We start from the raw sequence: 25,032 nt of genomic DNA, 5'->3' as shown, positions 1-25,032 counted from the left end.
ACCAATGACAGTCACAGCACAGGCGCCTGCGCCCGAAGACACCCGCGTCAGCCTCACCTTCGCGAAGGCACTGAACACCGCGCTGGCAGATGAAATGGCCGCGGATTCAACCGTGGTGATGTTCGGTGAGGACGTCGGCCCGCTTGGCGGAGTCTTCCGCATCACCGACGGCCTGACCGCACGCTTCGGGGAAGAACGCTGCTTCGATACCCCGCTGGCCGAATCCGGCATCATGGGCATGGCCGTGGGAATGGCCATGAACGGCATCCGTCCGGTGGTCGAAATGCAGTTCGATGCCTTCGCCTACCCGGCCTTCGAGCAGGTGGTCAGCCACGTCGCCAAAATGTCCAACCGCACCCGGGGCAAGGTCAAGCTTCCCCTGGTGATCCGGATTCCGTACGCCGGCGGCATCGGGGGAGTGGAGCACCACTGCGACTCCTCCGAGTCCTACTATGCCCATACCCCGGGACTGACGGTCCTGGCCCCGGCCACCGTCGCAGACGCCTACACCATGCTGCGCGAAGCCATCCGGTTCCCGGACCCGGTGGTGTTCCTGGAACCCAAGAAGCTCTACTGGACCAAGGAGGACGTTGACCTCGCAGCCCTGCGCGCGCCCTTCGAAGCAGACGCCCCCGCCGCAGACCCTGCGATCGGCAAGGCTGCCGTTGCCCGCGAAGGCACCGACGCCACGCTGATCGCCTATGGTCCTTCCGTCTCCACGGCACTTTCCGCCGCGGAAGCCGCTGCCGCCGAAGGCCGCAGCCTGGAGGTCATTGACGTCCGCAGCATTGTTCCCTTCGACGACGAAACCGTGTGCGCCTCCGTCCGCAAGACCGGCCGCGCCGTCGTCATTTCCGAAGCCCCCGGCTTCGCGTCCGTGGCCTCGGAGATCGTGGCCCGTATCCAGGAACGCTGCTTCCATTCCTTGGCCGCCCCCGTACTGCGCGTGACCGGCTTCGACATCCCTTACCCGGCCCCGAAGCTGGAAAGCTTCTTCCTGCCCGGCGTTGACCGGATCCTGGACGCCGTTGATGAACTGCAGTGGGAGGACAAATGAGCGTGCGTACTTTCCTGCTCCCTGACCTGGGCGAAGGCCTGACCGACGCGGAACTGGTGAACTGGCTCGTCGCCGAGGGCGACACCATCACCGTGGACCAGCCTGTGGCCGAAGTTGAGACCGCCAAATCGCTGGTGGAGGTACCCTCCCCGTTCGCGGGCGTAGTGCAGACCCTGCACGGCGCTGCGGGGGAGAGCATCGACGTCGGCAAGCCGCTGATCTCCGTACGCACGACGGCGGAGGCCCCGGCACCGGGTGAGACCGCACCAGCTGCCCCGGCCGACCCGGATCCGGCAGGGGAAGCCTACCGCCAGGAGGAACGGGCCGGTTCGGGCAATGTCCTGATCGGTTACGGAACTCCCGGAGGACACGGCACCAACCGCCGCACCCGGGCGCCGCGCCGCCCGGCAGCCGCCCAGGCCGCCACAGCTCCGGCACCGGCTCCTGCTGCGGTTGCACCTGCTGCTGTCACCGACCCGGCTCCCGCTACGCTCGAAGCTCCCCGGTGCATCTCGCCGCTGGTCCGCCGGCTGGCCCGTGAATCCGGGATCGCACTGCGCTCCGTGCACGGCACCGGCCGCGACGGCCTGATCCTGCGCCGTGACGTTGAACTGGCCATCAGCGGCAGTTCCGCGCCTGCCCCGGCAACCGCGCCCGTTCCAGCTTCGCCGGCTGCTCCAGCCGCGGGCGATACGGATCCCCGTTCCGGACTGGCCGTCACATCCCGCATCCCGGTCAAGGGACTGCGCCGCACCGTCGCCGCGAACCTCAGCGCCAGCCGCAGCGAAATCCCCGAAGCCACCGTCTGGGTGGACGTGGACGCCACCGCGCTGCTGGAACTGCGCGCGGACCTCAAGCGCCGCGACCCGGAAAACACGCCCGGCCTGATGGCCTTCCTAGCCCGGTTCACCCTCGCCGGTCTGCGGCGGTTCCCCGAACTGAACACCCGCTACGTGGCCGGCGCCGGACCCGACGCCGAGCTGGTCGCCTTTGACGGCGTGAACCTTGGCTTCGCCGCGCAGACCGACCGGGGCCTGATGGTTCCCTCCATCCGGCACGCCGAGAAGCTCAGCGCCAGGGAATTGGACGCCGAAATCCGGCGGCTGACGGCGTCGGCCCGTTCCGGCGCTGCCACACCGGAGGAACTGACCAGCGGCACCTTCACGCTGAATAATTACGGGGTCTTCGGCGTCGACGGCAGCGCCGCCATCATCAACTACCCGGAGTCCGCGATTCTGGGCATCGGACGCATTATCGACAAGCCGTGGGTTGTGGACGGCCAGCTGATGGTGCGGAAAATGACGGAGCTGACCCTGGTCTTTGACCACCGGGTGTGCGACGGCGGCACAGCAGGCGGGTTCCTTCGTTACGTTGCGGATGCAATAGAGAACCCGGGAAGCGTCCTGGCTGACCTGTAGCCGTCGGCACACGGTAGGTTGGTTAGCGCAGATACCTGAAGGACGGACGCCATGAAGCAGACCACCCCGCAAACCCCCGATGACTGGCTGGAGCTGGCACCGAATACGTATGTGCAGTCAAGCCCGGGCTGGGGGATGAACTCCGGCCTGGTTATCGGGCAGGAGCGGGCGCTGCTGGTGGACACCGGCGCCGGTCCGGCCCAGGCGAAGGCTCTGCTGGACGGCGTCCGGAAGCTGACCAACCTGCCGGTCATCGCCGTGAACACCCACGCGCACTTCGACCACTTCTTCGGCAACGCTTACCTGGTGGACAACGGCGTCGAGGAAATCTGGGCGACCAGCGACTGCGCTCGGACGATTACCGCCACGGGTGAGGAACAGCGTTCCTCCGTTGCCGGCGTCGAGCCGGGCATGGCAACCGGCACCGGACCGGGAACGGCCATCGTTGCGCCGCAGAAGCTGGTTGACGGAGCGCCCGTGGACCTTGACCTGGGCGGCGTGTCCGTGACCCTGTTCCACCTGGGCCGCGGCCATACCGACCATGATCTGCTGGTCGGAGCCGGAGATGTGCTGTTCACCGGGGATTTGGTGGAGCAGGGCGCCGACCCGAACTTCGGTGATTCCTATCCCAAGGAATGGATCCGCACACTGGGGAAGATCGTTGCGCTGGAGGACCTCTACAGCACGGTGGTTCCCGGCCACGGCAAACCCGTGGACATGGCCTTCGTGACCACCCAGATGAACAAGATGCGCACCGCCGTCGCAGTGACACGCAGCGCCATGGACCAGGCGTCAACGGACATGACCAAGGCCATTCCGATCCTGCCTTACGGCCCTGAGCAGTCCCGGGCGCTGCTGACCCGGCTGCGCACCCTGGCGCGCTGGAAGTGGCTGAAGCAATAGATACCTTCAGCCTGCGGAGCATTGCCGTCCCTGCCTTCGGCCCCACGGTGCTCTACGGGACGGCGATCGGGGCGATCCTGCCGGTCGTCGCGCTGACCGCACGTGATCTGGGCGCCACTGTTGCCCTGGCAGCTGCAATCGTCACGCTGACCGGGATCGGTTCCCTGCTCACCAACGTTCCTGCCACCCTGGTCACCACCCGGTTCGGCGAGAAGTGGGCCCTGGTCGGGGCCGCTGCGTGGTGCGCGCTGGCCATGGTGCTGGCTGCTTCCATACCCGTTCTCTGGGTCTTTGCCCTGGCGGTTTTTATGGTCGGCATGGCCGGCGCCGTCTTTGGGCTGGCCCGGCAAAGCTATGTCACCGAAGCGGTGCCGATGCATTTCCGGGCCCGGGCGCTGTCCACACTGGGCGGCTCCAACCGCATTGGCGTGTTCATTGGCCCGTTTGCCGCTGCCGGGGTGATGACCTTCGCCGGAACTCCGGGGGCCTACTGGGTGGGCGCCGCGGCAGCGTTCGCCGCCGGTCTGCTGAGCCTGACCGTGCCGGACCTGAGCGTGCGGACGCCCGGCACCGGAAAACCGGCATCCAGTGGGGATCCGCTGGAAGAAGCTGTCGAGGCAGTGGCCCCGCCGACCATCGGCTCGATTCTGCGCAGCCATTCACGTGTCTTCCGGACGGTGGGCATCGGGGTGCTCCTGATCGCAGCCGTGCGGGCCACCCGCCAGGCCGTGATCCCCCTCTGGGCCCAGCACCTTGGCATCGATCCGGCCCAGACCGCCCTGATCTACGGTATCTCCGCCGGCGTGGACATGCTGATCTTCTACCCCGCCGGACGGGTCATGGACCTGCGCGGACGCCGGGCCGTGGCCGTACCCTGCATGCTGCTGATGGCCGCGGGGCTGGCCCTGCTGCCGCTGACTTCCACGCCGCTGCAGCTCCTCCTGGCCGCTCTGCTGATCGGTTTCGGCAACGGAATCGGCTCCGGAATCGTGATGACGCTGGGCGCGGACTTCTCCCCGCAGCCGGGCCGGCCGAAGTTCCTGGGGCTGTGGCGGCTGCTCTCCGACATCGGAATACTCAGCGGCCCGGGGCTGCTTTCGGCGGTAACGGCGGCAGCGTCACTCTCCGCAGGAATCGCAGCCACTGCGCTGATGGGCCTGGCCGGGGCGGTGGTGCTGTGGAAGTACGTGCCGAAGGGACGCCGGATTGGTCCTTAGCGGTTCCCGGCCTGCTGTGTGAACAGCCAAGAGCCAAGCGCGGACAGTACGTAACCCACTCCCACGATCAGTGAGAGCCCGCACCAGAAGTACAGCGGACGGTCATCCAGGCCGGCGATTCCGCTGCCCCAGCGGGCATAGACATAGAGGGCAGCGGAGAGCGCCAGGGCCAGCAGGCCTGCCCCGGCGGTGAGGGAGGTCCAGAGCCTCCCTGCGGCACCGCGGCCGCCTGCAGGAAGGGTGTTCCAGTCCCGGTTGGTGCGCATCATGACCAGACCGCCCACCAGCGTGCATGCCGAGACCACAAAGAAGGCGGCGACGACGTCCGCCGGCCGGTGCCAGAGATTGAAGAACGTGGCTGATCCCGCAAGGACCGCGTACGTTCCTCCGAGAGCTGCCACTGTGGGCCGCCAGCGCGGCGAAGACACAAGGAAGACGACCGCCATGGCCGAGGCAGCCATGGTGGTGTGGCCCGACGGCAGGGAATTAAAGGCAAGGGTGATGACCCCGCGGTCAGGACGGTCCAGCAGCAGGTTCTTCAGCAGCTGCGTTGCCAGGTTCGCGCCCGCCATTGTGGAGACGGCAATAACTGCGGGGGAGAGACGCCTGCGGTACAGAGTCACCGCGACAATCACGCCGATGGCGATGAATACCGAAGCCAGCGGCAGGCTGTCCAGGAACTTCAGTGCCGGGAGCCGGGTGCCCGGAGCCACCAGTTCTGCCTCACGCCAGGCGGATTCATCGGCCAGCTGGCCCGTAGTCGTCCGGACGAACCCAAAGTACGTAACAGCGGCTCCGGCAGCTGCCAGCAGCGCCGCGAAGAGGAAGAGGGCAGGGTTGTGCCCGGCCGGCCGCTGCACGGGCTGCCGCTGATTCAGGAGATTGCGCGTATCCATCCCATCCAGCGTGCCATACCTCAGTGCAGGTTTCCTGTGAGCCGGGCCTGTACCCGTTGGGCAGCTTCCATTACCCGCGGCGGGTGTACGGATTCCCCGTGGAAGCGGGGTGGCGGCCTGCACCTCGACGGTGCCGGCCGCCACCATCACGCGAACCTTCTTCGTGATGAGCGCGGTATTAGTGAGTTGCGGCGCCGGGCTCGAGATGGGCGATTGAGCGGGTGTCCTGGAAGGCGCGGATGCCCTCGATGCCCTGTTCACGTCCCATCCCGGACTGCTTCATGCCGCCGAAGGGAGCCCGCAGGTCCAGCCGCGTCGCACCATGGTCGTTGACCCAAACGTAGCCGCAGACCAGCTGCGACCCCACGGCATTGGCTTTGGCCGGATCCGAGGTCCAGACGGATCCGCCCAAGCCGGCCCAGGAATCGTTCGCGGCGGCGATGGCCTGTTCTTCGGTGTCGAAGCCGATGATGGGAATCACCGGGCCGAACTGTTCCTCGGTCACCACACGCAGCCCCGGATCCGGATCAACCACGAGAGCCGGGCGAAGGAAGTTACCGCCCTCCAGCTCGGGCGCGGTTGGCAGGGTGCCGAACTCGCGCACGTCAGCGCCGGCAGCCCTGGCTTCGGCGATGAGCTCAGCCACAAAGGCCTTCTGCGCCGGGGAGTGCAAGGGTCCCATGGTGGTGGCTTTGTCCAGCCCGTAACCGATGACGACCTTCTCCAACCGGGCTGAGAGACCGGCAACCAATTCATCCAGGCGTGACCGGTGCACGTAAATGCGCTTGGCGTTCATGCAGATCTGTCCGGTGGTGTCGAAGACCGCGGCGAACAGCCGGTCCAGGTGGGTCTCGTCCAGGACCGCGTCCTCGAGGAAGATGGCAGCATCATTGCCGCCGAGTTCGAGGGTGACTCTGGTCAGGGACTGCGATGCCATTTCCATCATGCGCTTGCCGCCGTTCACGCTGCCCGTGAAACACACCTTGGCAACGTCCTCGTTCTGGATCAACGGAGCCATCTCGCTGTCCTTGCCCGTTACCACGTTCAGGACTCCCGGCGGCAGCTTCTCGGCAACCCGCTGCACAATCCTGGTGGTAGCAAGGGGCGCCGTCAAAGGAGGTTTGACGATCACCGTGTTTCCGGCCATGAGCGCCTGCGGAAGTGCTGCGCCCAGAATTGCCACCGGCCAGTTGAAGGGGACGATGATGGTGACCACGCCCAGCGGCTGATAGGACACGGTGGTGGTCACCGGGATGCCGGGTGCTGGTTCGAGTACTTTGACCTCAGTCATTTCCTCTGCCAGGGAGATTGCCAGCTGGCAGCGTATTTCGAAGACGAGTGCATCCACCCATGCCTCGTGGACGATTTTTCCGTTCTCCTGGGACAGGACTGCGGCGTCCTCATCCCGGAGCTCTGCCAGACCGCTGATTGCTTCGGCAAGCGCAGCTGCCCGGTCCTGTGGAGTGAGTGCAGCCCAGGAGCCAAAGGCCGCCTTCGCCGCTGCCACGGCGGCCTCCGCGTCCTTTGTGGAAGCGCTGGCCGCGTATCCCACGATGGATCCCGGTTTGCCCGGATCTGTGATCGCCAGAGTTTCGCTGGTGTCCAGGCTCTTCCCACCGATGTACAGGCCGGTCATTAGTTGTGTCCGGGCGTTTGTTGTCAGATCAGTCATTTCGCATTACCTTTCAGAGTTTTCAGGTTCGTGCTACATCGCCGAGCTATCGGCATTTCAGGGCCGCACCGCCTTCCGGTGTGCCATGACGGCTGCGTCCAGTGACCGTTTCCGTCAGTCCCTCCTTTCCCTGCATCCGGTTCCGCCGGGCGCTGTGCCTAGGCCAGCCTGTGGTCCAGATCCGGGGTGCGGATCTGGACCCGCTGCGGACCCGTCAGAATGTGCGGCAGGACGGTTGTGGCCTGACGGACTGCTAAAGCTCCCCACGCCACTGACCGCTGGAGCGCCTCGGCATGCCACCGATCCATCGGTAAACCAGGGTGGGCAACACTCAGGTACCCGGCCAGCGCTGCGTCCCCTGCACCGGTGGTGTTGATTACATCGGTTCTGGGACCACTTGCCCAGAGGATGCCTCGTGGGCCAACCTCGAGAATGCCGTCGGAACCCAGGCTCGCCAGCACAGTGTCTACACCGGACTCCCGTACGCGCTCTGCTGCCACCACGACATCGCTTAGAGTGCGCACGGGGCCGCCGGTCATCTTTGAAAGCTCAGCGGCATTCGGTTTCACAAGGTGCGGACACCAGCCGCTGGACCACGTCAAAAGCAGGGCGTTATCGACCGGGGAATCCAGGCAGATGGAGACGCCCAAATCACGCACCCGTGCAAAGAGGGGTCGAAGATCGACTGGCAGACCGGTGCTCGCGTCAAGGGGCAGGGACCCCCCAAGCACGAACCAGTCGGCGTCCATCTGCCGGACCTCGTCTATGACGGCCTCACACAAACCGGACCATTGCGCGGGCTTCAGAGGAGCCGGGCGGGAATTGAAGTTGGTGGTCATGCCCGATTCGTCAACAACGGTGACATTCGTTCGAAGAGGGCTCCCTATGTCGACGCCCCGGACCACGCCACCTAATCCGCTGCCGTATCCGAACTCCGCCAAGCGTCGGTGGTCGACTGGCAAGACTGCTGAAACCGTGCTCCCTGCCAGCTGAAGGGACCTCGCAACGTTCACGCCGTTTCCCGCGAAATACGTGTCCACCCGATCAGCGCGGTGGACTTCTCCTGCCGTGACCCGGTCAAGGAAATACACCTTGTCCACGCAGGGCGCAGGGGTAAACGTAACCACCCGTGGCGCCAGGAATCCGCCCTTCGGGGGACCACCTGGCCGCTCACGTGGGCCGACGCGGCCAAGACTGGGGCCTGCTTGCCCAGTGCGTGCCCTGACATTCATCCGTACTCCCCGCTTCTCATCCGATAAGGCCCAGTCGCCGTTCTCACCGCCAATCCTGGGACTTTGGCTCAAGTTGTTTGACGCTGTAAATGAACGGTCCGTGGTGACCTGCCGATGGAACACCGGCCGAACCGTCATCGTCGGATGCCGCCGTTACCTGCTCGCGGCCAAAAGAAACTGCGCCGTATCCTTCGCAGTGGCTGGGCCGTCGATAAACGGGTTGCGCCATATCGAGAGCATGTCCGCAGCCGCTCGATCAAGGTTCCGGCGCGAGAACGCCTCCACTCCCCACCGGCCCTCGTAGCCGTCGTCCAGCGCCTGACGCACAACTGCAGCTATATCCACCACCCCTGTGCTCAGTGCTCCCCGCCCTGACTGTCCGAGTTCAAGGAAAGCGAGCTTCGGCAACGCGGTCCGTATGGCTGCGGACATGTCGGTTTCTTCGATAGCCATGTGAAAAGTGTCCAGATGGATCCAGAGGTTCTCGGATCCGCTCGCTGCGACATACTCCATAGCCTGGGCGGCCGTGTTGATCGCTGATGTCTCGTAGCGGTTGAGTACTTCGAAAGTCATGCGGACCCCCCGCTCATGGGCCTCATCGGCTACCCGCCCAACCTCAGCTGCGGATCTTTCGAACGCGGCCCGGTCAGTTGGGCCGTCCGGGGGACCGAATATGCCGTATGGCACCCCGTTCAGCTGGTCCGAACCGAGGGCCACCGTCAGCTCAAGGGCCCGCCGAAGCAGATTCGAGCCGGCTCTGCGCACATCTTCATCGACCGAGGAGACGTTTGCGTCCCGCTCCTGGCCGGCGATCGTGATTGGACTCAGGCCGCGTTCCGCAAACGCTCCGCGCAGGGCCGCAACGTCGACGGAGCCCGGGTCAACCGGCGGCAGCACGACCCGGCGGTACCCGGCTGCGGCGATGGCATCAAGGGCCGCGGGCAGCCGGTCCAACGATGTATCGGGGACCAGGACGTTTAGGTGGCATGCCAGGTCAAGGCTGGGAAACATGTCCGTCTCTCCCTAGAAGACGGGCAGCTGGAGGCGCTGCTTGAAGCTCGAGTACCCGTCGTCGACATGCACGACCGTTCCATTGATGACGGTTGCCTCGTCGGAGGCAAGGAAAGCAACGACATCGGCGATCTCGGACGGTTCTGTCATGACACCGCGCAGTTGTTCGGAGGCGAACGTTCGTTTCAGTTCGTCGCTGAACTGGTTGATGATCGGCGTGCCGACTCGGCCCGGGGTGATGGCTACGGCACGGACACCGTACTCCGCCAGTTCGTAGGCCGCCGAGCGGGTGAAAGATATGACGGCAGCCTTCGCCGCACTGTAGGAGAAGGCGAGTTCTGCCGCCTGTTCGCCGTAAACGGACGAGGTGTTGATGATGACACCGCCCCTGCCCTGGTCGCGGAACTGCCGGCCCGCGGCGAGAATGCCGTGGTAGACCCCGTCCTGGTCGATGCGGATCATCGGTGCATAGTCGACCTCCGGATCGTGGTCGAGCAGCGGCTTGCCACCCGCGATGCCAGCATTGTTGAAGATGATGTCGAGCCCGCCGAACAACTGGACGGCCCTGGCCACGGTGGCCTCGACCTCGACAAAGCTGGAAACATCAACCTGCGCTGCCGCTGCCGCTCCCGCGAACCCTGCGGCCTCGACCTCAGCGACAACCGCCTGGGCCTGGGCCAGGTTCAGATCAGCGATGAGGACCTTCGCGCCCTCCTCCACAAACTTCATGACGGTCGCGCGGCCGATTCCGCTCGCGCCTCCGGTGATGACGGCAACCTTACCTTCAAGCCTCATTCTGAGTACTCCTTATATGTTGGTCTGTCGGCGGGGAGCGGAACTCCCCGCCGACAGAGATGGTGGACTCTTTTTCAGAATCCGGTGTGGGAAAGGGCGAGCGCCCCGCCATCGACAGCCAGGACTGCGCCTGTGATGAAGGATGAGGCCGGAGCAACGAGGAACAGCATGGGCCCCCGGATCTCGGCCATCGTCCCCATCCGCGCCAGCGGAATGGTGTCTGCCCACGCGGCCTCGAACTCGGGCGAGATCTCTGTCTTGCCGTCGCCGATGCGCGTGCCCTTGAACGGACCGGGTGCAATTGCGTTCACACGGATACCGCGCGGTGCCAGCTCGAGGGCGAGCTGGCGGACCAGGTTGAGGATGCCTGCCTTCGAGGTGACGTAGGCGTAGGAGACCATCGGATCCGTCCGAAGACCCGCCGTTGACGCTGTGACCAGGATTCGGCCGCCGAACTCGAGCACGCGGGCTGCTGCACGGACCGTCTCAAACGTGCCGGTGAGGTTGGTCGCGAGGACTTCATCCCACTCCCTGTCCGTGTATTCGGCCATCCGGCCCCCGCCGAGGTAGCTCGCCCCGCCAGCGATCCCCGCATTTGCGACGACCACCGTCGGACGACCGACCTCGGAGACTATCCGCTCGAAAAGCGCATCCAGCGCGCCGCGCACGGCCACGTCGACCGCGTAGCCATGGGCAGAACCCCCGGCCGCAACGATGCCCGCTGCGACATCAGCCACCCGCTCCTCGCTTCGTCCGAGGACGATAACTGTCGCGCCGGCGGCCGCGTAGGTCTCGGCCGCTGTGTGCCCGATACCGCTGGACGCGCCCGTTACGACGACGATGTCGCCGCTGAGATCGAGCAATGCCGCCAGATCGGACGAGGATGCAGCACTCATTGTCATGTCCGCGATCAGAGGGTTGGCTCGTAAGTGGCCACGTTGCTGCCGTCGATCAGCTGGCCATCCAGCGGGATGTAGTTGTCATCAGGCAACGTCGCGGAATCGCGGTATTCGTTCATCAGGGCGATCATCTGGTCTACAACCTTGACCCAGTCCTGCGCGACAGACCCGTACATGGGGCCGTTCTTCTTGATCTCAACCGCGGTCTCACCCAAGGCATCGACACCGGTGACGTAGATGTCGTCACGGCCAGCCTCCGTGATGGCGCGTGCGGCACCGAGGGCTGCGTCATCCCATCCAACCCAAACACCGTCCAGGCCCTCAGGATTGGCCTGCAGGTAGTCGGTCACGAAGTTAAGCGCCTCGGTGCGTCCGGTTCCGGGATCGAGTGCCTGCTTCATACCTCCGCCAGCGATGATGGCGCCGGCCGCCTTCAACTTGTCCAGTGCAAGATTCGACCGGGTCTGGATTCCGATGTGCGGGTCGTGTCCGATGACCATGACGTTCTTGCCCGCGAGGCCGTTCATGGCTTCTTCAAGCGCGCCAACGGTTAGGTCTGCGGTCACCTCCTGGCTGAAGGTGATGTCAACGACGAAGTCGTCATTGGGCTCCACGCCTCCGTCGATCGAGAAGATCGGGATATCTGCCTCCTTCGCCGCCTGCACGAGCGGCGCGATCTGACGCGGATCCGGGAAGCCGGCGAGGATAGCGTCCGCGCCTTGCTGGATGGCGGTCTGCACGTCGCTGTTGATCTTGTCGTAGTCGAACGCGCTGGTGTAAAGCGTGACTTCCCAGTTCTCCTGAGCGTTGCCTTGTTCGACGAACTCATCGAGGGTGAGTTTGCCACCGGGGGTGGCATAGCCGGCGGTAAACGCCGCGACCTTGAAGACTCCGTCGTCTCCCAGGCCATCGGACTTGCCCTCGCCACTCGTGCCGCCGCCGGATGCGCCGGTGGTCACCGAGCAACCCGCGAGGGCCACTACCGCGGCGATGGCGAGCACGGCCGTCGAGAGACGCCTTTTCTTGTTTACAGTGCGCATGAGCGGACTCCTTTGTCGTGTTTCGTACTGTGTGGGTGGGACAGCCGGGACAGATGCCCCGGCAGGGGGAAAGAAGATGCCGGTATTTGGCGTTTTTCTCCGTTACAGGGCTATGCGTTCTTCTGCTTGAGCCCCGAGAGGAGAACTGCGGCGATGATGATCAGGCCGATGAGAACCTGCTGGATGTAGGTGTTGACGCCGACGATGTTGAGGCCGTTCTGAACGACGCCGATGATCGCGACGCCCACGATCGTCCCGCCAATGTTCGCCTGGCCGGAGCGCAGCAGGGTCATGCCAAGGAAGACCGCAGCGACGGCGAACATCATGAGATCGTTGGCACTCGACGAACCGGCGCTGCCCAGGCGGCTGACCAGCACGATTCCTCCCAGTCCTGAGAGGAAGCCTGCGACCACGAACGCAAGGAAGCGTGTGGAGCGCACGCTGACACCGGAGAGCCGGGCGACTTCGGCGTTGCCGCCGATCGCATACCAGCGACGGCCGATTGTTGTGAAGCGCAGGGCGGCCCAGGCGATCAGAGCGATCACGATGGCATAGACGACGGGAAACGGCACTCCATTCACTCGCGCCTGTCCCAGGAAGCCGAACTCTTCCGGCCAGCCGTAGAGGGTCGTTCCGCCGGTCACGATCAGTGCGAGGCCGCCGACGGTGGTCATGGTCGCCAGAGTCGCAACAAAAGCCGAGAGGTTCAGATATGCCACGAGCACGCCGTTGACCACGCCGACCAGCGTTCCGACTGCGAGAGCCAGGATGATGGCAAGCGGGACAGGCACACCGGCGATCATGAGGGCGGCCGCCGAGGCTCCGGATAAGGTGGCCGTCGTGCCTACTGACAGGTCGAAGTCACCGACGACCATGACGAAGGTCTGCGCAACAGCGATGATCGTCAGAATCGCGACCTGGTTTAGGATGTTCGTCATGTTGCCGGCGGTGAGGAACACTCCGTTGCCGGCGACAGTGAACACGATGAGCAGCACGGCCAGGGCGATTACCGTGCTCCCCTGCCATACCCACTGGAGCGGAGAGGGCCGGTCGCGCTCAACCGCGGCAATCGTGAGAGTCTCTGTCTGCGCCATGTCAGGCGTCCCTTCCGTATGCGTAAGTGAGGATGAGTTCATCGTCGGCGCCGTCTGCATTGACTTCGCCGGAAATACGGCCCTCGTGCATCACGAGGATCCGGTCCGAAAGCCCAATGAGTTCGGGCAATTCGCTGGAAACGGCCACGACGGCCGTTCCTGATGCGGCGAGCTCGCGGATAAGGCGGTAGATCTCCGCCTTTGTCCCCACATCAATTCCTCGAGTGGGTTCATCCATGAGCAGCACCTTCGGGTTACGTGCGAGCATTTTCGCAAGCACGACCTTTTGCTGGTTCCCGCCGGAGAGCTGCCCCACGGGCTGACGGACGCCTCTTGCCTTGATTTGCAGTTCCGTGAGCCCCTGCTTCGCAAGCTGGGAAATACGGCGCTGAGACACGATGCCGCCAGGACTGACAGACTTCAGGTTCGCAATCGCAATGTTGTCGGCGATCGGTGCTGCAAGGATCACACCCTGCGCACGGCGCTCCTCTGGAACCAAAGCGATTCCTGCGTCCAAGGCACGGCCGACTCCGCGTCCACGGACCGGGATCCCCTCGACCTGGACCATGCCCGCGGAGGACTTCTGCGCTCCAGCGAGCAGACGCAACAGCTCACTTCGACCCGACCCCGCGAGACCCCCAACACCCACGACCTCGCCTGCCCGCACCTGGAAAGACACATCGCTTACGCGACGGCCCGAGAGCCCCTCGACGGACAGTACGACGTCGCCTCCGCCGGTGCCGCGATCGGGGTACAGTTCGTTCTGCTCACGGCCGACCATCGTCGAGATAACATCATCGATTGATGACGCGGACACATTCTTAGTCACGATGGTGCGGCCGTTGCGCATCACAGTGAGCCGGTCGCACAGCGCAAAGACTTCTTCGAGCCGGTGCGAGACGTAGACAATGGCGACGCCTTCATCCCGAAGGTTTCGCAGGACAGCGAAGAGACCCTCGATCTCTGTATCCGTCAGAGCAGCGGTCGGCTCGTCCAGGATGAGTACCTTCGCGTCAATCGAGAGCGCGCGGGCGACGGCAATCATCGTCTGCTGGACGGGGGAAAGCCCACCCGCAAGGCGGCGCAGGTTTATCTGCTGGCCCAAGCGGTCAAGCAGCGCCTGAGCGGCCGCACGCAATTCCTTCCAACGCACGAATCCGAGTGTCGAGGGTGCATCCGCACCCAGCACAATGTTCTCCGCTACGCTGATCGTCGGAACGATGGAGAGTTCCTGGTAGAGCGCCACCACGCCGGCTCGGTGCGCCGCGCGAATATTGGCGAAGTCCACACTTTCGCCGCCCACCAGTACCTCCCCCTGATCCTGCTGGTAGAGACCGGTGATGATCTTGATGAGGGTTGACTTGCCCGCGCCGTTCTCGCCGAGCAGGGCGTGTATTTCTCCCGGCCGCACCTGCAGATCGATTCCGCGAAGCGCGTGGACGCCGTCGAAGTGCTTCGTGATGCCTCGGACCTCGAGGATCGGCGCTACGGACGGCCCTGCAGCGGCTTCGATGTCGGTGAGCATGCTCATCGTTGTCCTTCCTCATCAATCTGATTGCAGCGGAGGACGACCTTCGGAAAGCGGCCGCTGACATGCACGGCGAACGCCTCGGCGGCATCTTCAATGTCGAAGACCGATTGCGTCAGCTCGTCGACGTCCAGGTACGGAAGGATCTGCAGTGCCCGCGGGAAGGCGTAGGGCGAGATGAACACGCCGGTCAGCGTTAGCTCCTTGAGATACAGGTAGTCCGACAGATTCAGCGGCATCTCGAAGTCGTGCGGGTACATCGCGCCGTAGACAACGGTGGCTCCCTTAGCTGCGATGTCCAGCAGGGTGCTGACTGCCCGCGGGGAACCGGAAGCGTCGATGACGATGTCATAGCCGCGGCCATCTGTGATCTCGTCTGCGCGCTGCGCCTGGTTCTCCGTGATCGGATCGATCACCGCGTCGGCACCATGGCGCAGGGCCATTTCCCGGCGCTCGGCGATCGGCTCTATCAGGGTGAGGGAAGTCGCACCGTTCATCTTCATGACCTGCAGCACGAGTTGGCCGATGGGGCCACCCCCGCAGACCGCCACGCGATCGCCGACCCTAACGCGGGTCTTGTCGGCGATGCGTACGGCGACCGACGTCGGCTCGAGGAGGCAGCCTTTCAGGAGCGAGACGCCGTCGGGCAGCTTGTAGACCTGCGATTCGTGCCACGTGACCGTCTCCGCCATACCAGGACGGTTGTACTCCTGCACATGCTCACAAAACTGCTGCCGCCCGGTACGGCACGCAGTGCAGGTACCGCAGAAGCGCAGGAAATTGCCGGCGACACGGTCGCCGATCTGCAGTCCGTTACGGTTCGCCCGCTGACCCAATGCCTCAACGACCCCGGACAGCTCATGTCCCAGCCCGATCGGGACATCGGTGCCGAAGAAACCCTCGGCCAGATGCGGATCCGATCCGCAGATGGCCGAGTAAGCCACGCGGATTCGGACGTCTTCAGGGCCCAGTTCCGGCTCGGGCAGATCGACAAGATCGATGACTCCCCTCGTCGACTCGTCGGGGTCGCGGAGGCTCCCGATCTTGGTGACAGCGACTGTTCTCATTCTTCTCTCCGTTGAGTAAGAGCGGTGTATGTGGACTGGAGTTAGGAACCGGCGGAGATGACCCTGCGAGTGGCGGCGATCGTGGCCGAGAGGCCATAGCCGTGTTTGTCCCGCAGTTCCTCGTCATCGCCGAATCCTGCATAGATTTGTGGGATACCGAGGCGTTCGAACGCGGAGAGACGGATGCCGCGGTCGGCTACGACGTCGGCAACACGGGAAGCGAGCCCACCGTAGGCGAGGTGGTCTTCCAGAATCACGAAGCGTCCGTCCGTTTCGGCAGCGCACCGTACGATGAGCTCTTCGTCGATCGGCTTAAGGGTGAACATGTCGACGACGCGCACGGAGCGGCCGTCCTTCGCCAGTTCCTCTGCGGCATCCAGGGCCTGGGCGACAACCGTGCCGTGCGTGAAGATCGTGGCGTCAGTGCCCTCGCGGGCGATGATGCCCTTGCCGATGCGGACCTCGTGCTGTCCAGGCTCGTAGAGGACCTTGTCTTTTTTGCCGACGGCGAGACGGATATAAATCGGTCCCTGCATAGTCATCGATTGGCGGATGACCTCGCCGACCATGAGGGGGTCGCCGACGGAGGTGACGGTCATGTTCGTGAGCGCGCACATCAGGGCGAGGTCCTCGACCGCATAGTGCGTAGATCCTCCGTTGCCGACGAGCCCGCCGTGCGTGCCGATGATCTTTACCGGCAAGTTCGGGTAGCAGACGTCTGAGCGGACCTGCTCAAGTGCCCGCATGGAGAGGAACGGCAGCATTCCCGAGACGACGGGGATATTGCCGTCGTAGGCGAGCCCTGCGGCGATGCCGACGCAAGCCTGTTCTGCAAGGCCCACATCAACGAACCGTTCAGGGAACTTATCGCGAAACTCGACCAACGTTGCGCCGATGTCCGGCGTGAGCACCCACAGATTCTCGTTGGCCTCCCCGAGTTCGGCGAGGGTCGTCCCGATGACGGAACGTGCGGAGAGCATCTCTCCGAAAGTAAAGGTTTCAGGCATCAGACGGACTCCTTCTGGCGGGATGATTCAAGCGCGGCCATCGCGCGCTCCAGATCGGCGGCGCCAAGCGAACCGGCGTGCCAGGCGAGGTTGCGCTCCATGAAGTCCACGCCCTTACCCTTGACGGTTTCAGCTATGACCACGGTTGGACGGTCGCTGTCGGCGGCCGGCAGGCCGTCGAGCGCGGCAACGAGCGCACCCATGTCGTGGCCGTCGACTTGGACAACGTTCCAGCCGAACGCGGCCCACTTGTCGGGATACGGCTCTAGTACGACCCGCTCTTCGTCGAAGCTCGTCATCAGTTGGCGGTTGCGGTCAATGAATGCGACCAGGTTGCCGAGCTTGTTGGAGTTGGCAGCCATCGCCGCCTCCCACACGGACCCTTCACCGGTCTCCCCGTCGCCCATCAACGTGAACACCCGGTGCGACTCACCCCGGCCGCGGGCGCTCAGTGCCATGCCTACCGCCAACGGGAGACCGTGGCCCAGCGAACCGGTCGAGGCCTCCACTCCGGGAAGCTGTACCTTGCAGGGATGCATGCCATAGGCACTGTCGAGCTGGCCGTAGGTATTGACGATGCCGTCGTAGGAGAAGAAACCGCGCATTGCCATCGCGATATACATGCACACGGCAGCATGGCCCTTGCTCAACACGAACCGATCCCGGGCCGGATTTGCAATGTCAGTGGGGTCGACGTCGAGACCGTAGTGGTAAAGAACCGTGAAGATGTCAGCTGACGAAAGATCGCCTCCGATGTGGACGGCGCCTTCATATGTGCCGCACAAATGTAAAAGCTTTGACCTCAGTTCAAAAGCAAGGTCTTCCAACTCTTCAACGGAATGCGGACTTCCGCCGGTGTCCAGAACTTTGTGACTCATCTTTTGTCTCCTTAACGAATGGCTCAGCGACCGATCCAAACGACGTTGGTCGCTGCCGTCGGGTCCGCTGGCTCACCTGGGCGCCTCGATCCGCGGCAACTGTGACGAGAGTAACAGCGCCGTGTTGACTAGTAAACAGGTTTACGAATGAATTCGTTTTATGTAGAGTCGGAGTTCCCGCATTCCCCACAAACAGCTCTGGATCGCATGCTTCACGAATCGACAAGTAGGTGGCAGCTGTTCGGCGAGCGGGATGGGCCACAGCATGGTCGGGCATCCGCAAAGCGATGCGTGGCTGACTGCCACGGGAACCTGGTCCCGGGTTCAGCACACAGGCGACAGATAACTCCTACGAAGCTTTGGTCTCACCGAGGCAGCTTGTGGAGGGTCCTGCATTCCAGAGAAACCCGTCAGGCCCATCGTGGTGGTACGCTATCCGGCGGCCTCAGAAAGAAGTGTTATGTCGAGTGAAACGTTTCCACGGCCGGGCTCACTGGCGCCTCCCGAAGCCGTCACGGAGCCCGTGGCAGGAGGAATAGACCCGGAGAATTTCACACCCCGGCTCATTTCTCTGCTCTCCAATGCGCTGGTTTGGCGTGAGTCACAGGAATTGCGCCGGCATTTCAATCTCGGCACCAACGATTGGCGGGTCATCTCTGCGCTGGCGCTGCGCCCCGGCGCAAGTTCTAGTGAGATTTCCGATTTCCTGGGGCTCAATAAGGCCGTCGTATCGAAAAGCGTCAACATACTCCTACGCCGCGATCTGGTGCTCCTGACCGATGGGCCGCGTGGATCCCGGCCGATCTACCTGACCCGCGCCGGGGCGGAGATGCACGACGAGATGCTGCCAATTTCAATGCGCGGGCAGGAAATAATCCTGGCAAACCTGTCTGATGCAGAGATCAACGGGCTCAACGAACTGCTCCGGCGAATGCTAGACCAGGCCCGCGAGCTTCAGTCCCTCGAGAACGACGCGGAATAGCCGCGGTAGGCTGGCCGGGTGGACCCGATTGACTTGCCCTCCCTGAACGACCTGCGGGAAAACGCCCACGTGGTTTCCCTGCCCATGCGCGTGAAGTTCCGCGGCATCCTGCACCGGGAAGCGCTTGTCTTCCGCGGCCCGGCCGGCTGGGGAGAGTTCTCCCCGTTCCCTGAATACGGCGACCAGGAGGCAGCTGCCTGGCTGGCAGCGGGCGTCGAGGCGGCCTGGCAGGGCTACCCGGACACCGTGCGCACCTCCGTTCCGGTCAACGGCACAGTCCCCGCCGTGGGCGTGGAGCAGGTAGAAACCGTCCTGGCCCGGTTCGGGGACGTCCCCGCCGTCAAGGTCAAAGTGGCTGAACGCGGACAGAGCGTCGCAGAAGATCTTGCCCGTGTGGCCGAGGTCCGCCGGCTGCTGCCGCACGCCGGGATCCGCGTCGACGCCAACGGCGGCTGGGACGTTGCCACCGCCGTCGGCGCCCTGGAAGCCCTGGCCGAGGCCGGCCTCGAATACGCCGAACAGCCCGTCCCGGACATTCCGGGACTTCGTGCCGTCCGCGAGGAGCTGGGCCGCCGCGGTATTCCCGTGCTCGTGGCAGCGGATGAAAGCGTCCGCAAGGAAACCGATCCGCTGCTGGTGGCCCGCGAGGACGCCGCGGACCTGATTGTGGTCAAAGCTGCACCGCTGGGCGGGGTGCGCCGCGCCCTGGAGGTGGTGGCAGCCGCCGGGCTTCCCGCCGTCGTCAGCTCAGCACTGGACACTTCAGTGGGCATCCGCACCGGCGTCGCACTGGCTGCTTCCCTGCCCGAGCTGCCCTACGCCTGCGGGCTGGGCACTCTGTCGCTGATGGAGGGCGACGTTACCACTGAGCCGCTGGTGCCCGACGGCGGTGCCCTGGCCGTGCGGGATGTCCCGGTCTCCGAAAAGCTGCTGGAGCGCTATGCGGCTGCACCGGAGCGCAGGCAGTGGTGGCTGGACCGGCTGGCCCGGGTGCATATCCAGCTGCTGACCCGGCAGGGATGACCAGCTAGCGCCTTTCCGGCGCAGGCAGTGGTTAGGTCATGGAGCGGCCGTTACCGGGCTTGAAGGCATCGCCCGGGACCGCCGAACCCTAGGATGGAGAAGTGACCGGATCCTCTTTATCGTCCAGCCAGTCCTCCTCCGGTGCCGCGGAAGGAAACGACCTCAGTTCCCTGCAGGCAGCCCGGTCGGCCATCTCGGCCCTGGCCCGCACCGGCGTGCGGGACGTGGTGCTCGCCCCGGGTTCCCGAAGCGCGCCGCTGGCCTATGCGCTGGCTGAAGCCCAGGCACAGGGCCGTCTCCAGGTACACGTCCGCATTGATGAGCGGGTTGCCGGCTTCACCGCCCTCGGCCTGGCCCGCGGCGGGGCGCGCCCGGCAGCTGTTGTAACGACGTCGGGCACCGCGGTGGGTGAACTGCTGCCGGCCGTTATGGAAGCCCATCACGCCGGCGTTCCGCTGGTTGTCCTCTCCGCGGACCGTCCGGCCGAACTGCACGGCACGGGAGCCAACCAAACCACAGTCCAGGACGGTATTTTTGGCCGTTTTCCGGCCGTGGCCGCTGATGTCCAGGCTGGCATGGACCCTGCCGGACCCATTGCCGCGGCGTTCGCAAAGCTGGACGGACGGGCTCCGGCCGGCCCGGTGCACATCAACCTGCAGTTCCGCGATCCGCTCATTCCCACCGGGGCAGATGCGCTCGGTGCTCCCGTGGAGAGCTCATTCGAGGTTCTTCCGCCTGCCGGGACGGAGGAAACCCCGGGTGCCCTCGCGGAGCTTGGCGGAACCCACCGGACGGTGGTGATCGCCGGCGACGGCGCCGGAGAGACAGCCGCTATCTTCGCCCGCCGGGCCGGGCTCCCGCTCCTGGCCGAACCGTCCTCCAACGCCCGCTTTGGGCCCAACTCCATCACCGCGTACCGGCTGCTCCTGGCGGACCTCGGCCCGGAGATTGAACGTGTGGTCATCTTCGGCCGCCCAACACTCTCCCGGCCGGTGTCTGCGCTGCTGGCCCGGCCTGAGGTGAAGAAGGCCCTCTACGTCCCGCGCCCGGTGAACTGGTTTACACCCGGCAAACGGCCCGAAACGATTGTCACGGACCTCGCTTCGCTGCTTGCCTTCGCAGGGAGGGGGGCGCCCGGCTGGCTGGAGACCTGGCAGCAGGCCTCCGATGCCGCCGCAGCTGTGATCCGGAATCTGCTCGCTGCCGAAGCCGGACTGAGCGGCCTGCACGTTGCCGGCCTGGTGTGGGAGAACTCTGATGCCAATCTGGTGCTCGGCTCCTCCAACACCATCCGCGACGTCGATCTGGTGGCCTCCGGGAACTGGCATCCGCTGGACGTCTACGCCAACCGCGGGCTGGCCGGCATCGACGGAACCATCTCCACGGCGTCAGGCATCGCCCTGTCCAACGGGATCCCCACGCGCCTGCTGCTCGGTGACCTCACCTTCCTGCACGACGCCGGCGGCCTCCTCCTCGGCGACGGCGAGGCGGAGCCGGACCTGCAGCTGGTGGTGCTGAACGATTCTGGCGGCGGCATCTTTACCACCCTCGAGCACGGCGAGCTGGGGGAGCGGGCGGAGTACCGGGACGTCGTCGAGCGTTTCTTCGGCACTCCGCACCGGGCCGACCTTGCCGCGCTGGCAGCAGGCTACGGCGTGCGGCACCAGGCTGTACGCACGGCTGAGGAACTGGAAGCTGCACTGCAGGCACCGGTGAAGGGCCGGTCCATCATCGAAGTGAAGGTGGAGCGCTCCGGCCTGCGCGCACTGCACCGCCGGGTCCAGGCTGCGGTGCACACCGCCGTCGACTGACTCAGCAATGGCAGTAAAAACGGATGAGGCCCGCACCGGGAACGGTGCAGGCCTCATCCGTTTTGAGACTCGGAGCTAGAGAACCTTGGAGAGGAAGGAGCGGGTCCGCTCGTGCTGCGGGCTGCCCAGCACTGCCTCCGGTGCGCCCTGTTCGACGACGACGCCGCCGTCCATAAACACCACGCGGTCTCCGACCTCACGGGCGAAGCCCATTTCATGGGTCACCACCATCATGGTCATGCCCTCCTGGGCCAGCTGGCGCATGACCTCCAGGACGTCGCCGACCAGTTCGGGGTCCAGAGCGGAGGTGGGCTCGTCGAAGAGCATCATGTCCGGGTCCATGGACAGGGCGCGGGCAATTGCCACGCGCTGCTGCTGGCCGCCGGAGAGCTGGGAGGGGAACGCCTTGGCGCGGTCCGCCAGGCCCACCTTGGCCAGGTTCTTCATGGCGGTCTCCTCGGCCTCGGCCCTGCCGCGCTTCTTGGCGCGGCGCTGGGCCAGGGTCAGGTTCTGCAGCACATTCAGGTGCGGGAAGAGGTTGAACTGCTGGAAGACCATGCCGATCCGGGTGCGGACGGCGTCCAGGTCCGTCTCCGGATCCGTGATGTCGGTGCCTTCAACCAGGATGGTTCCGGACGTCGGTTCCTCAAGCCGGTTCACGCAGCGCAGCAGCGTGGATTTTCCGGAGCCGGACGGGCCGATCACGCAGACGACTTCGCCCTGGTTGACGTGGAAGTCGATTCCCTTGAGGACCTCATTGTCGCCGAAGGACTTGTGCAGGTTCCGGACCTGGATGGCGGGAGCATTCCCGGTCGGGTTGGCGGCAGCTGTGCTCACGCTGGGTTACCGGCCTCTCTGGTTGTGGCGTTCGAGTTTCGCGACCAGCTGTGTCAGCGGCAGGGTAATGATCAGGTACATGACCGCAGCCAGCACCAGCGGCGTCGCGTTGGCGGACTGGGAGACGGAGTCCCGTGCGAAGGTGGTCAGTTCCCTGTCCTGCAGGGCCATGCCGGCGATGAACAGCAGCGAAGTGTCCTTGATCAGGATAACCAGCTCGTTGGTCAGCGGCGGCGTGATGATGCGGAACGCCTGAGGAAGGGTCACTGAGATCATGGTCCAGGCCGGGCCCATGCCCAGGGAGCGGGCAGCTTCAGTCTGCCCGGACGGAACAGCCTGGATGCCGGCGCGGATGGTTTCGGCAATGTAGGCACCGGAAACCATGATCAGGGCGATCAAGCCGGCTCCGGCGCTGCCGCCCGGCGGACGCCAGTTGAATGCGATCGGCACGGCGAAGGCAATGGCGAAGATAACCAGCAGTGCCGGAAGGCCGCGGAAGATTTCGATGTAGATCGTCGCAGCCCAGCGGTAGGGGCCTACTGGCGAGAGCTTCATCAGCGCCAGGATCAGGCCCAGGATCAGGCCGCCGATGAACGCGATGATGGTGTAGACGACGGTGTTCTTAACGGCCACCGTGATGATGTCCGGGAACGCCCTGCGGGCCACTTCGGGGTCGAAGAAGTTGACCCCGATTGCCTTCCAGTCCGCGAGCAGGACTACGGCAAGAACAGCCAGGACGAAGACGGCATACAGGATGCCCCGGGTGAGGCGTCTGCGGGTGGACGGTTTCAAGGGGAGAGCCTTCCGCGGAAAGTTAAGGGTGCCGTCCCGGGCGGGTTCTTCCACCCGGGACGGCAATCGGTCAGTCGGATGCTATTCGGTGAAGTACTTGTCGTAGATCTCCTGGTACTTGCCGTTTTCACGCAGCTCAGCGAGCTGTGCGTTGACGGCGGAGACCAGGTCTTCATTGGCGTCCTTGGCCATGGCAAAACCGTAGGACTCATCGGTCTCGAACTTCTGAGCGATGGTGAACGCGCCTTCCTGGGTATGGCCCAGGTTGACCGGGAGATCCTGGAGCACGGCGTCGACACGTCCGGCCTGCAGGGCAGGGAACAGCTCGGCGTCGGACGGGAAGGAGCTGATCTCGGCCTCGGGAGCGTTGTCCCGGGCGTAGGCTTCACCGGTGGTGCCCTGCTGGACACCCAGGTTCTTCCCGGCGAGGTCTTCGATGCTGGTGATATCCGAGCCCTCGGGCACCAAAATGGACTGCAGCGAGTCGTAGTACGGATCGGAGAACGTGAGGTTCTGCTTCCGCTCATCGGTAATGGTCATGGCGCTGGCGACCAGGTCACACTGGCCGGCGGCCAGGGACGTGCCGCTCTGCAGGCCGTCGAAGCCGACGTCCTGGACGGAGAGTTCAAGGTCCATGCCGGTGGCGATTTCCTTGACCAGGTCCATGTCGAAACCGGTGTATTCGCCGTCGTCGCCCACGAATTCAAACGGAGCGTAAGGAACATCGGAGCACACGGTGAGGGTGCCCTCGGAAACCAGGTTCATTCCTGACTCTGATGCGGAGTCGCTTCCGCCGCCGCATGCAGAGAGAACAAGCGCGGAAAGAGCCGCAGCGGCCAGGACGGAGGATCGAGCTTTGTACGGCATGGATTGGTACCTTCTCTTGGTGCTGGGCAGGACCGCTGGCGGCCCCGAACGTTGATGGCAAGCAGTCTCGATTGTACGCATCCATCCCGTTTGGGGTGCCTTGGCTCACAGCGGCCCGCCGCGCCCGATACAGCAGACGGCGCAGGCCCAGCGGAACAAGGCCTGCGCCGCCGTGCAGCAGCTGATTGGCTATTCGGTGAAGTACGTGTCGTAGATTTCCTGGTAGCGGCCGTTTTCGCGCAGCTCTGCCAGCTTCGCGTTCACCTCGGAAACCAGTTCTTCGCTGCCGTCCTTCTTCATGGCGAAGCCGTAGACTTCGTCCGTTTCGTAGGTCGCGGAGATGGTGAAGGCGCCGCCGTCGGTGTGGTCCAGGTTCACCGGGAGGTCCTGGAGAACGGCGTCAATGGCGCCGGCCTGCAGTGCCGGGAAGAGCTCGGCGTCGGTCTGGAAGGAAACAACCTCGGCGTCGCCTGCGTTTTCGCGTGCGTAGGACTCACCCGTGGTGCCCTGCTGCACACCAACCTTCTTGCCGGCCAGGTCCTCGAGGGACTTCACGGAGGAGTCAGCGGGAACCAGCAGGGACTGAAGGGAGTCGTAGTACGGCTCGGAGAACGTCATCTTTGCTTCGCGTTCCGGAGTAACAGACATCGCCGCGGCGATTACGTCGCACTGGCCGGCGGCCAGCACGGTGCCGCTCTGCAGTCCGTCAAAGCTCACATTCTGCATTTCCCAGTCCAGGTCCATGCCCGCAGCGATCTCGCGGGTCAGGTCCATGTCAAAGCCGGTGTACTCACCGTTGTCATCCACGTACTCGAACGGCTGGAACGGAACGTTGGAGCAGACAGTCAGCGTGCCGTCGTTGACCAGTCCCAGACCGGAGTCCTCTGCCGAATCGGACCCCGAGCTGCAGGCTGCGAGGCTGAGGGCGCCGACGGCCAGAACAGCGGCGACGGCTTTGCGTGCTTTGTGGTGCATGGGTTAGAACCTTAGGTCGGAACGGAGCGTC

General features: G+C 64.6%; 23 protein-coding genes. 7 read left to right on the top strand and 16 right to left on the bottom strand.

Going from position 1 to position 25,032, the window contains the following annotated elements; translation table 11 throughout:
* The first annotated feature begins 4 nt into the window (after window positions 1-4).
* From ACWGQ2_RS05440 to ACWGQ2_RS05425, 4 genes are read left to right on the top strand one after another with little or no spacing between them, the layout of a single operon-like run.
* On the top strand, window positions 5-1,057 hold the full coding sequence (locus ACWGQ2_RS05440; protein WP_452015073.1) for an alpha-ketoacid dehydrogenase subunit beta: 1,053 nt from the start codon (window positions 5-7) through the stop codon (window positions 1,055-1,057).
* The gene (locus ACWGQ2_RS05435) at window positions 1,054-2,475 is read left to right on the top strand and encodes a dihydrolipoamide acetyltransferase family protein (RefSeq protein ID WP_452015071.1); all 1,422 of its coding nucleotides are present in this window, start codon (window positions 1,054-1,056) and stop codon (window positions 2,473-2,475) included. Before ACWGQ2_RS05440 ends, ACWGQ2_RS05435 begins: the two co-directional genes overlap by 4 nt.
* 51 nt (window positions 2,476-2,526) lie before the next feature.
* Window positions 2,527-3,378: an MBL fold metallo-hydrolase gene (locus tag ACWGQ2_RS05430; protein ID WP_452015069.1), complete on the top strand. Its 852-nt coding sequence runs from the start codon at window positions 2,527-2,529 to the stop codon at window positions 3,376-3,378.
* Window positions 3,357-4,595 (top strand): MFS transporter, encoded by a 1,239-nt coding sequence (locus ACWGQ2_RS05425; protein WP_452015362.1) that lies wholly within the window; start codon window positions 3,357-3,359, stop codon window positions 4,593-4,595. Before ACWGQ2_RS05430 ends, ACWGQ2_RS05425 begins: the two co-directional genes overlap by 22 nt.
* On the opposite strand, the gene ACWGQ2_RS05420 is transcribed toward ACWGQ2_RS05425, so the two are convergent.
* The 12 genes from ACWGQ2_RS05420 to ACWGQ2_RS05365 all read right to left on the bottom strand — a co-directional run bounded on the left by ACWGQ2_RS05420 (window position 4,592) and on the right by ACWGQ2_RS05365 (window position 17,714).
* Window positions 4,592-5,491 (bottom strand): phosphatase PAP2 family protein, encoded by a 900-nt coding sequence (locus tag ACWGQ2_RS05420; RefSeq protein WP_452015067.1) that lies wholly within the window; start codon window positions 5,489-5,491, stop codon window positions 4,592-4,594. The genes ACWGQ2_RS05425 and ACWGQ2_RS05420 overlap by 4 nt on opposite strands.
* Window positions 5,492-5,669: 178 nt before the next feature.
* Window positions 5,670-7,163 (bottom strand): aldehyde dehydrogenase family protein, encoded by a 1,494-nt coding sequence (locus ACWGQ2_RS05415; RefSeq protein ID WP_452015065.1) that lies wholly within the window; start codon window positions 7,161-7,163, stop codon window positions 5,670-5,672.
* Window positions 7,164-7,321: 158 nt separating this feature from the next.
* Complete coding sequence (locus tag ACWGQ2_RS05410) at window positions 7,322-8,395, bottom strand: 1-phosphofructokinase family hexose kinase (protein ID WP_452015064.1); 1,074 nt, start codon at window positions 8,393-8,395, stop codon at window positions 7,322-7,324.
* Between the two features lie 153 nt (window positions 8,396-8,548).
* Entirely contained in the window at window positions 8,549-9,406 is an 858-nt protein-coding gene (locus ACWGQ2_RS05405; RefSeq protein WP_452015062.1) for a sugar phosphate isomerase/epimerase family protein, read from the bottom strand.
* A gap of 12 nt (window positions 9,407-9,418) precedes the next feature.
* Window positions 9,419-10,201, bottom strand: coding sequence for an SDR family NAD(P)-dependent oxidoreductase (locus ACWGQ2_RS05400; protein ID WP_452015060.1), 783 nt, complete (start codon window positions 10,199-10,201; stop codon window positions 9,419-9,421).
* A gap of 74 nt (window positions 10,202-10,275) precedes the next feature.
* On the bottom strand, window positions 10,276-11,097 hold the full coding sequence (locus ACWGQ2_RS05395) for an SDR family NAD(P)-dependent oxidoreductase (RefSeq protein WP_452015058.1): 822 nt from the start codon (window positions 11,095-11,097) through the stop codon (window positions 10,276-10,278).
* Between the two features lie 14 nt (window positions 11,098-11,111).
* On the bottom strand, window positions 11,112-12,140 hold the full coding sequence (locus tag ACWGQ2_RS05390) for a sugar ABC transporter substrate-binding protein (protein ID WP_452015056.1): 1,029 nt from the start codon (window positions 12,138-12,140) through the stop codon (window positions 11,112-11,114).
* A 110-nt stretch (window positions 12,141-12,250) separates the two neighbouring features.
* Window positions 12,251-13,234, bottom strand: coding sequence for an ABC transporter permease (locus ACWGQ2_RS05385; protein WP_452015054.1), 984 nt, complete (start codon window positions 13,232-13,234; stop codon window positions 12,251-12,253).
* Between the two features lies 1 nt (window position 13,235).
* Window positions 13,236-14,765 carry a sugar ABC transporter ATP-binding protein gene (locus ACWGQ2_RS05380; RefSeq protein WP_452015052.1) on the bottom strand — a complete coding sequence of 510 codons (1,530 nt, stop codon included), beginning with the start codon at window positions 14,763-14,765 and terminating at the stop codon, window positions 13,236-13,238.
* Window positions 14,762-15,829, bottom strand: a complete 1,068-nt coding sequence (locus ACWGQ2_RS05375) for a zinc-dependent alcohol dehydrogenase (protein WP_452015050.1) — start codon at window positions 15,827-15,829, stop codon at window positions 14,762-14,764. Before ACWGQ2_RS05375 ends, ACWGQ2_RS05380 begins: the two co-directional genes overlap by 4 nt.
* A gap of 41 nt (window positions 15,830-15,870) precedes the next feature.
* Window positions 15,871-16,836, bottom strand: coding sequence for a transketolase family protein (locus tag ACWGQ2_RS05370; RefSeq protein WP_452015048.1), 966 nt, complete (start codon window positions 16,834-16,836; stop codon window positions 15,871-15,873).
* A complete protein-coding gene (locus ACWGQ2_RS05365; protein WP_452015046.1) occupies window positions 16,836-17,714 on the bottom strand; it encodes a transketolase in 879 nt (292 codons plus the stop codon). Before ACWGQ2_RS05365 ends, ACWGQ2_RS05370 begins: the two co-directional genes overlap by 1 nt.
* A gap of 460 nt (window positions 17,715-18,174) precedes the next feature.
* On the opposite strand from ACWGQ2_RS05365, the gene ACWGQ2_RS05360 reads away from it, so the two are divergent.
* The 3 genes from ACWGQ2_RS05360 to menD all read left to right on the top strand — a co-directional run bounded on the left by ACWGQ2_RS05360 (window position 18,175) and on the right by menD (window position 21,530).
* Window positions 18,175-18,696, top strand: coding sequence for a MarR family winged helix-turn-helix transcriptional regulator (locus ACWGQ2_RS05360; protein WP_452015044.1), 522 nt, complete (start codon window positions 18,175-18,177; stop codon window positions 18,694-18,696).
* A gap of 18 nt (window positions 18,697-18,714) precedes the next feature.
* The gene (locus ACWGQ2_RS05355) at window positions 18,715-19,719 is read left to right on the top strand and encodes an o-succinylbenzoate synthase (RefSeq protein ID WP_452015043.1); all 1,005 of its coding nucleotides are present in this window, start codon (window positions 18,715-18,717) and stop codon (window positions 19,717-19,719) included.
* Window positions 19,720-19,820: 101 nt separating this feature from the next.
* On the top strand, window positions 19,821-21,530 hold the full coding sequence (gene menD, locus ACWGQ2_RS05350) for a 2-succinyl-5-enolpyruvyl-6-hydroxy-3-cyclohexene-1-carboxylic-acid synthase (RefSeq protein WP_452015041.1): 1,710 nt from the start codon (window positions 19,821-19,823) through the stop codon (window positions 21,528-21,530).
* A gap of 75 nt (window positions 21,531-21,605) precedes the next feature.
* On the opposite strand, the gene ACWGQ2_RS05345 is transcribed toward menD, so the two are convergent.
* From ACWGQ2_RS05345 to ACWGQ2_RS05330, 4 genes are all read right to left on the bottom strand, one after another.
* A complete protein-coding gene (locus ACWGQ2_RS05345; protein WP_452015039.1) occupies window positions 21,606-22,367 on the bottom strand; it encodes an amino acid ABC transporter ATP-binding protein in 762 nt (253 codons plus the stop codon).
* Between the two features lie 6 nt (window positions 22,368-22,373).
* Window positions 22,374-23,159 carry an amino acid ABC transporter permease gene (locus tag ACWGQ2_RS05340; protein WP_452015037.1) on the bottom strand — a complete coding sequence of 262 codons (786 nt, stop codon included), beginning with the start codon at window positions 23,157-23,159 and terminating at the stop codon, window positions 22,374-22,376.
* Window positions 23,160-23,240: 81 nt separating this feature from the next.
* Entirely contained in the window at window positions 23,241-24,026 is a 786-nt protein-coding gene (locus ACWGQ2_RS05335) for a basic amino acid ABC transporter substrate-binding protein (RefSeq protein ID WP_452015035.1), read from the bottom strand.
* A 189-nt stretch (window positions 24,027-24,215) separates the two neighbouring features.
* A complete protein-coding gene (locus ACWGQ2_RS05330) occupies window positions 24,216-25,001 on the bottom strand; it encodes a basic amino acid ABC transporter substrate-binding protein (protein ID WP_452015033.1) in 786 nt (261 codons plus the stop codon).
* Between the last annotated feature and the right edge of the window lie 31 nt (window positions 25,002-25,032).

This window comes from Arthrobacter sp. NPDC055585 (genome assembly GCF_053619115.1).
Note: the sequence above shows the minus strand (reverse complement) of the source record. Positions and strands in the feature narration are given on the sequence as shown.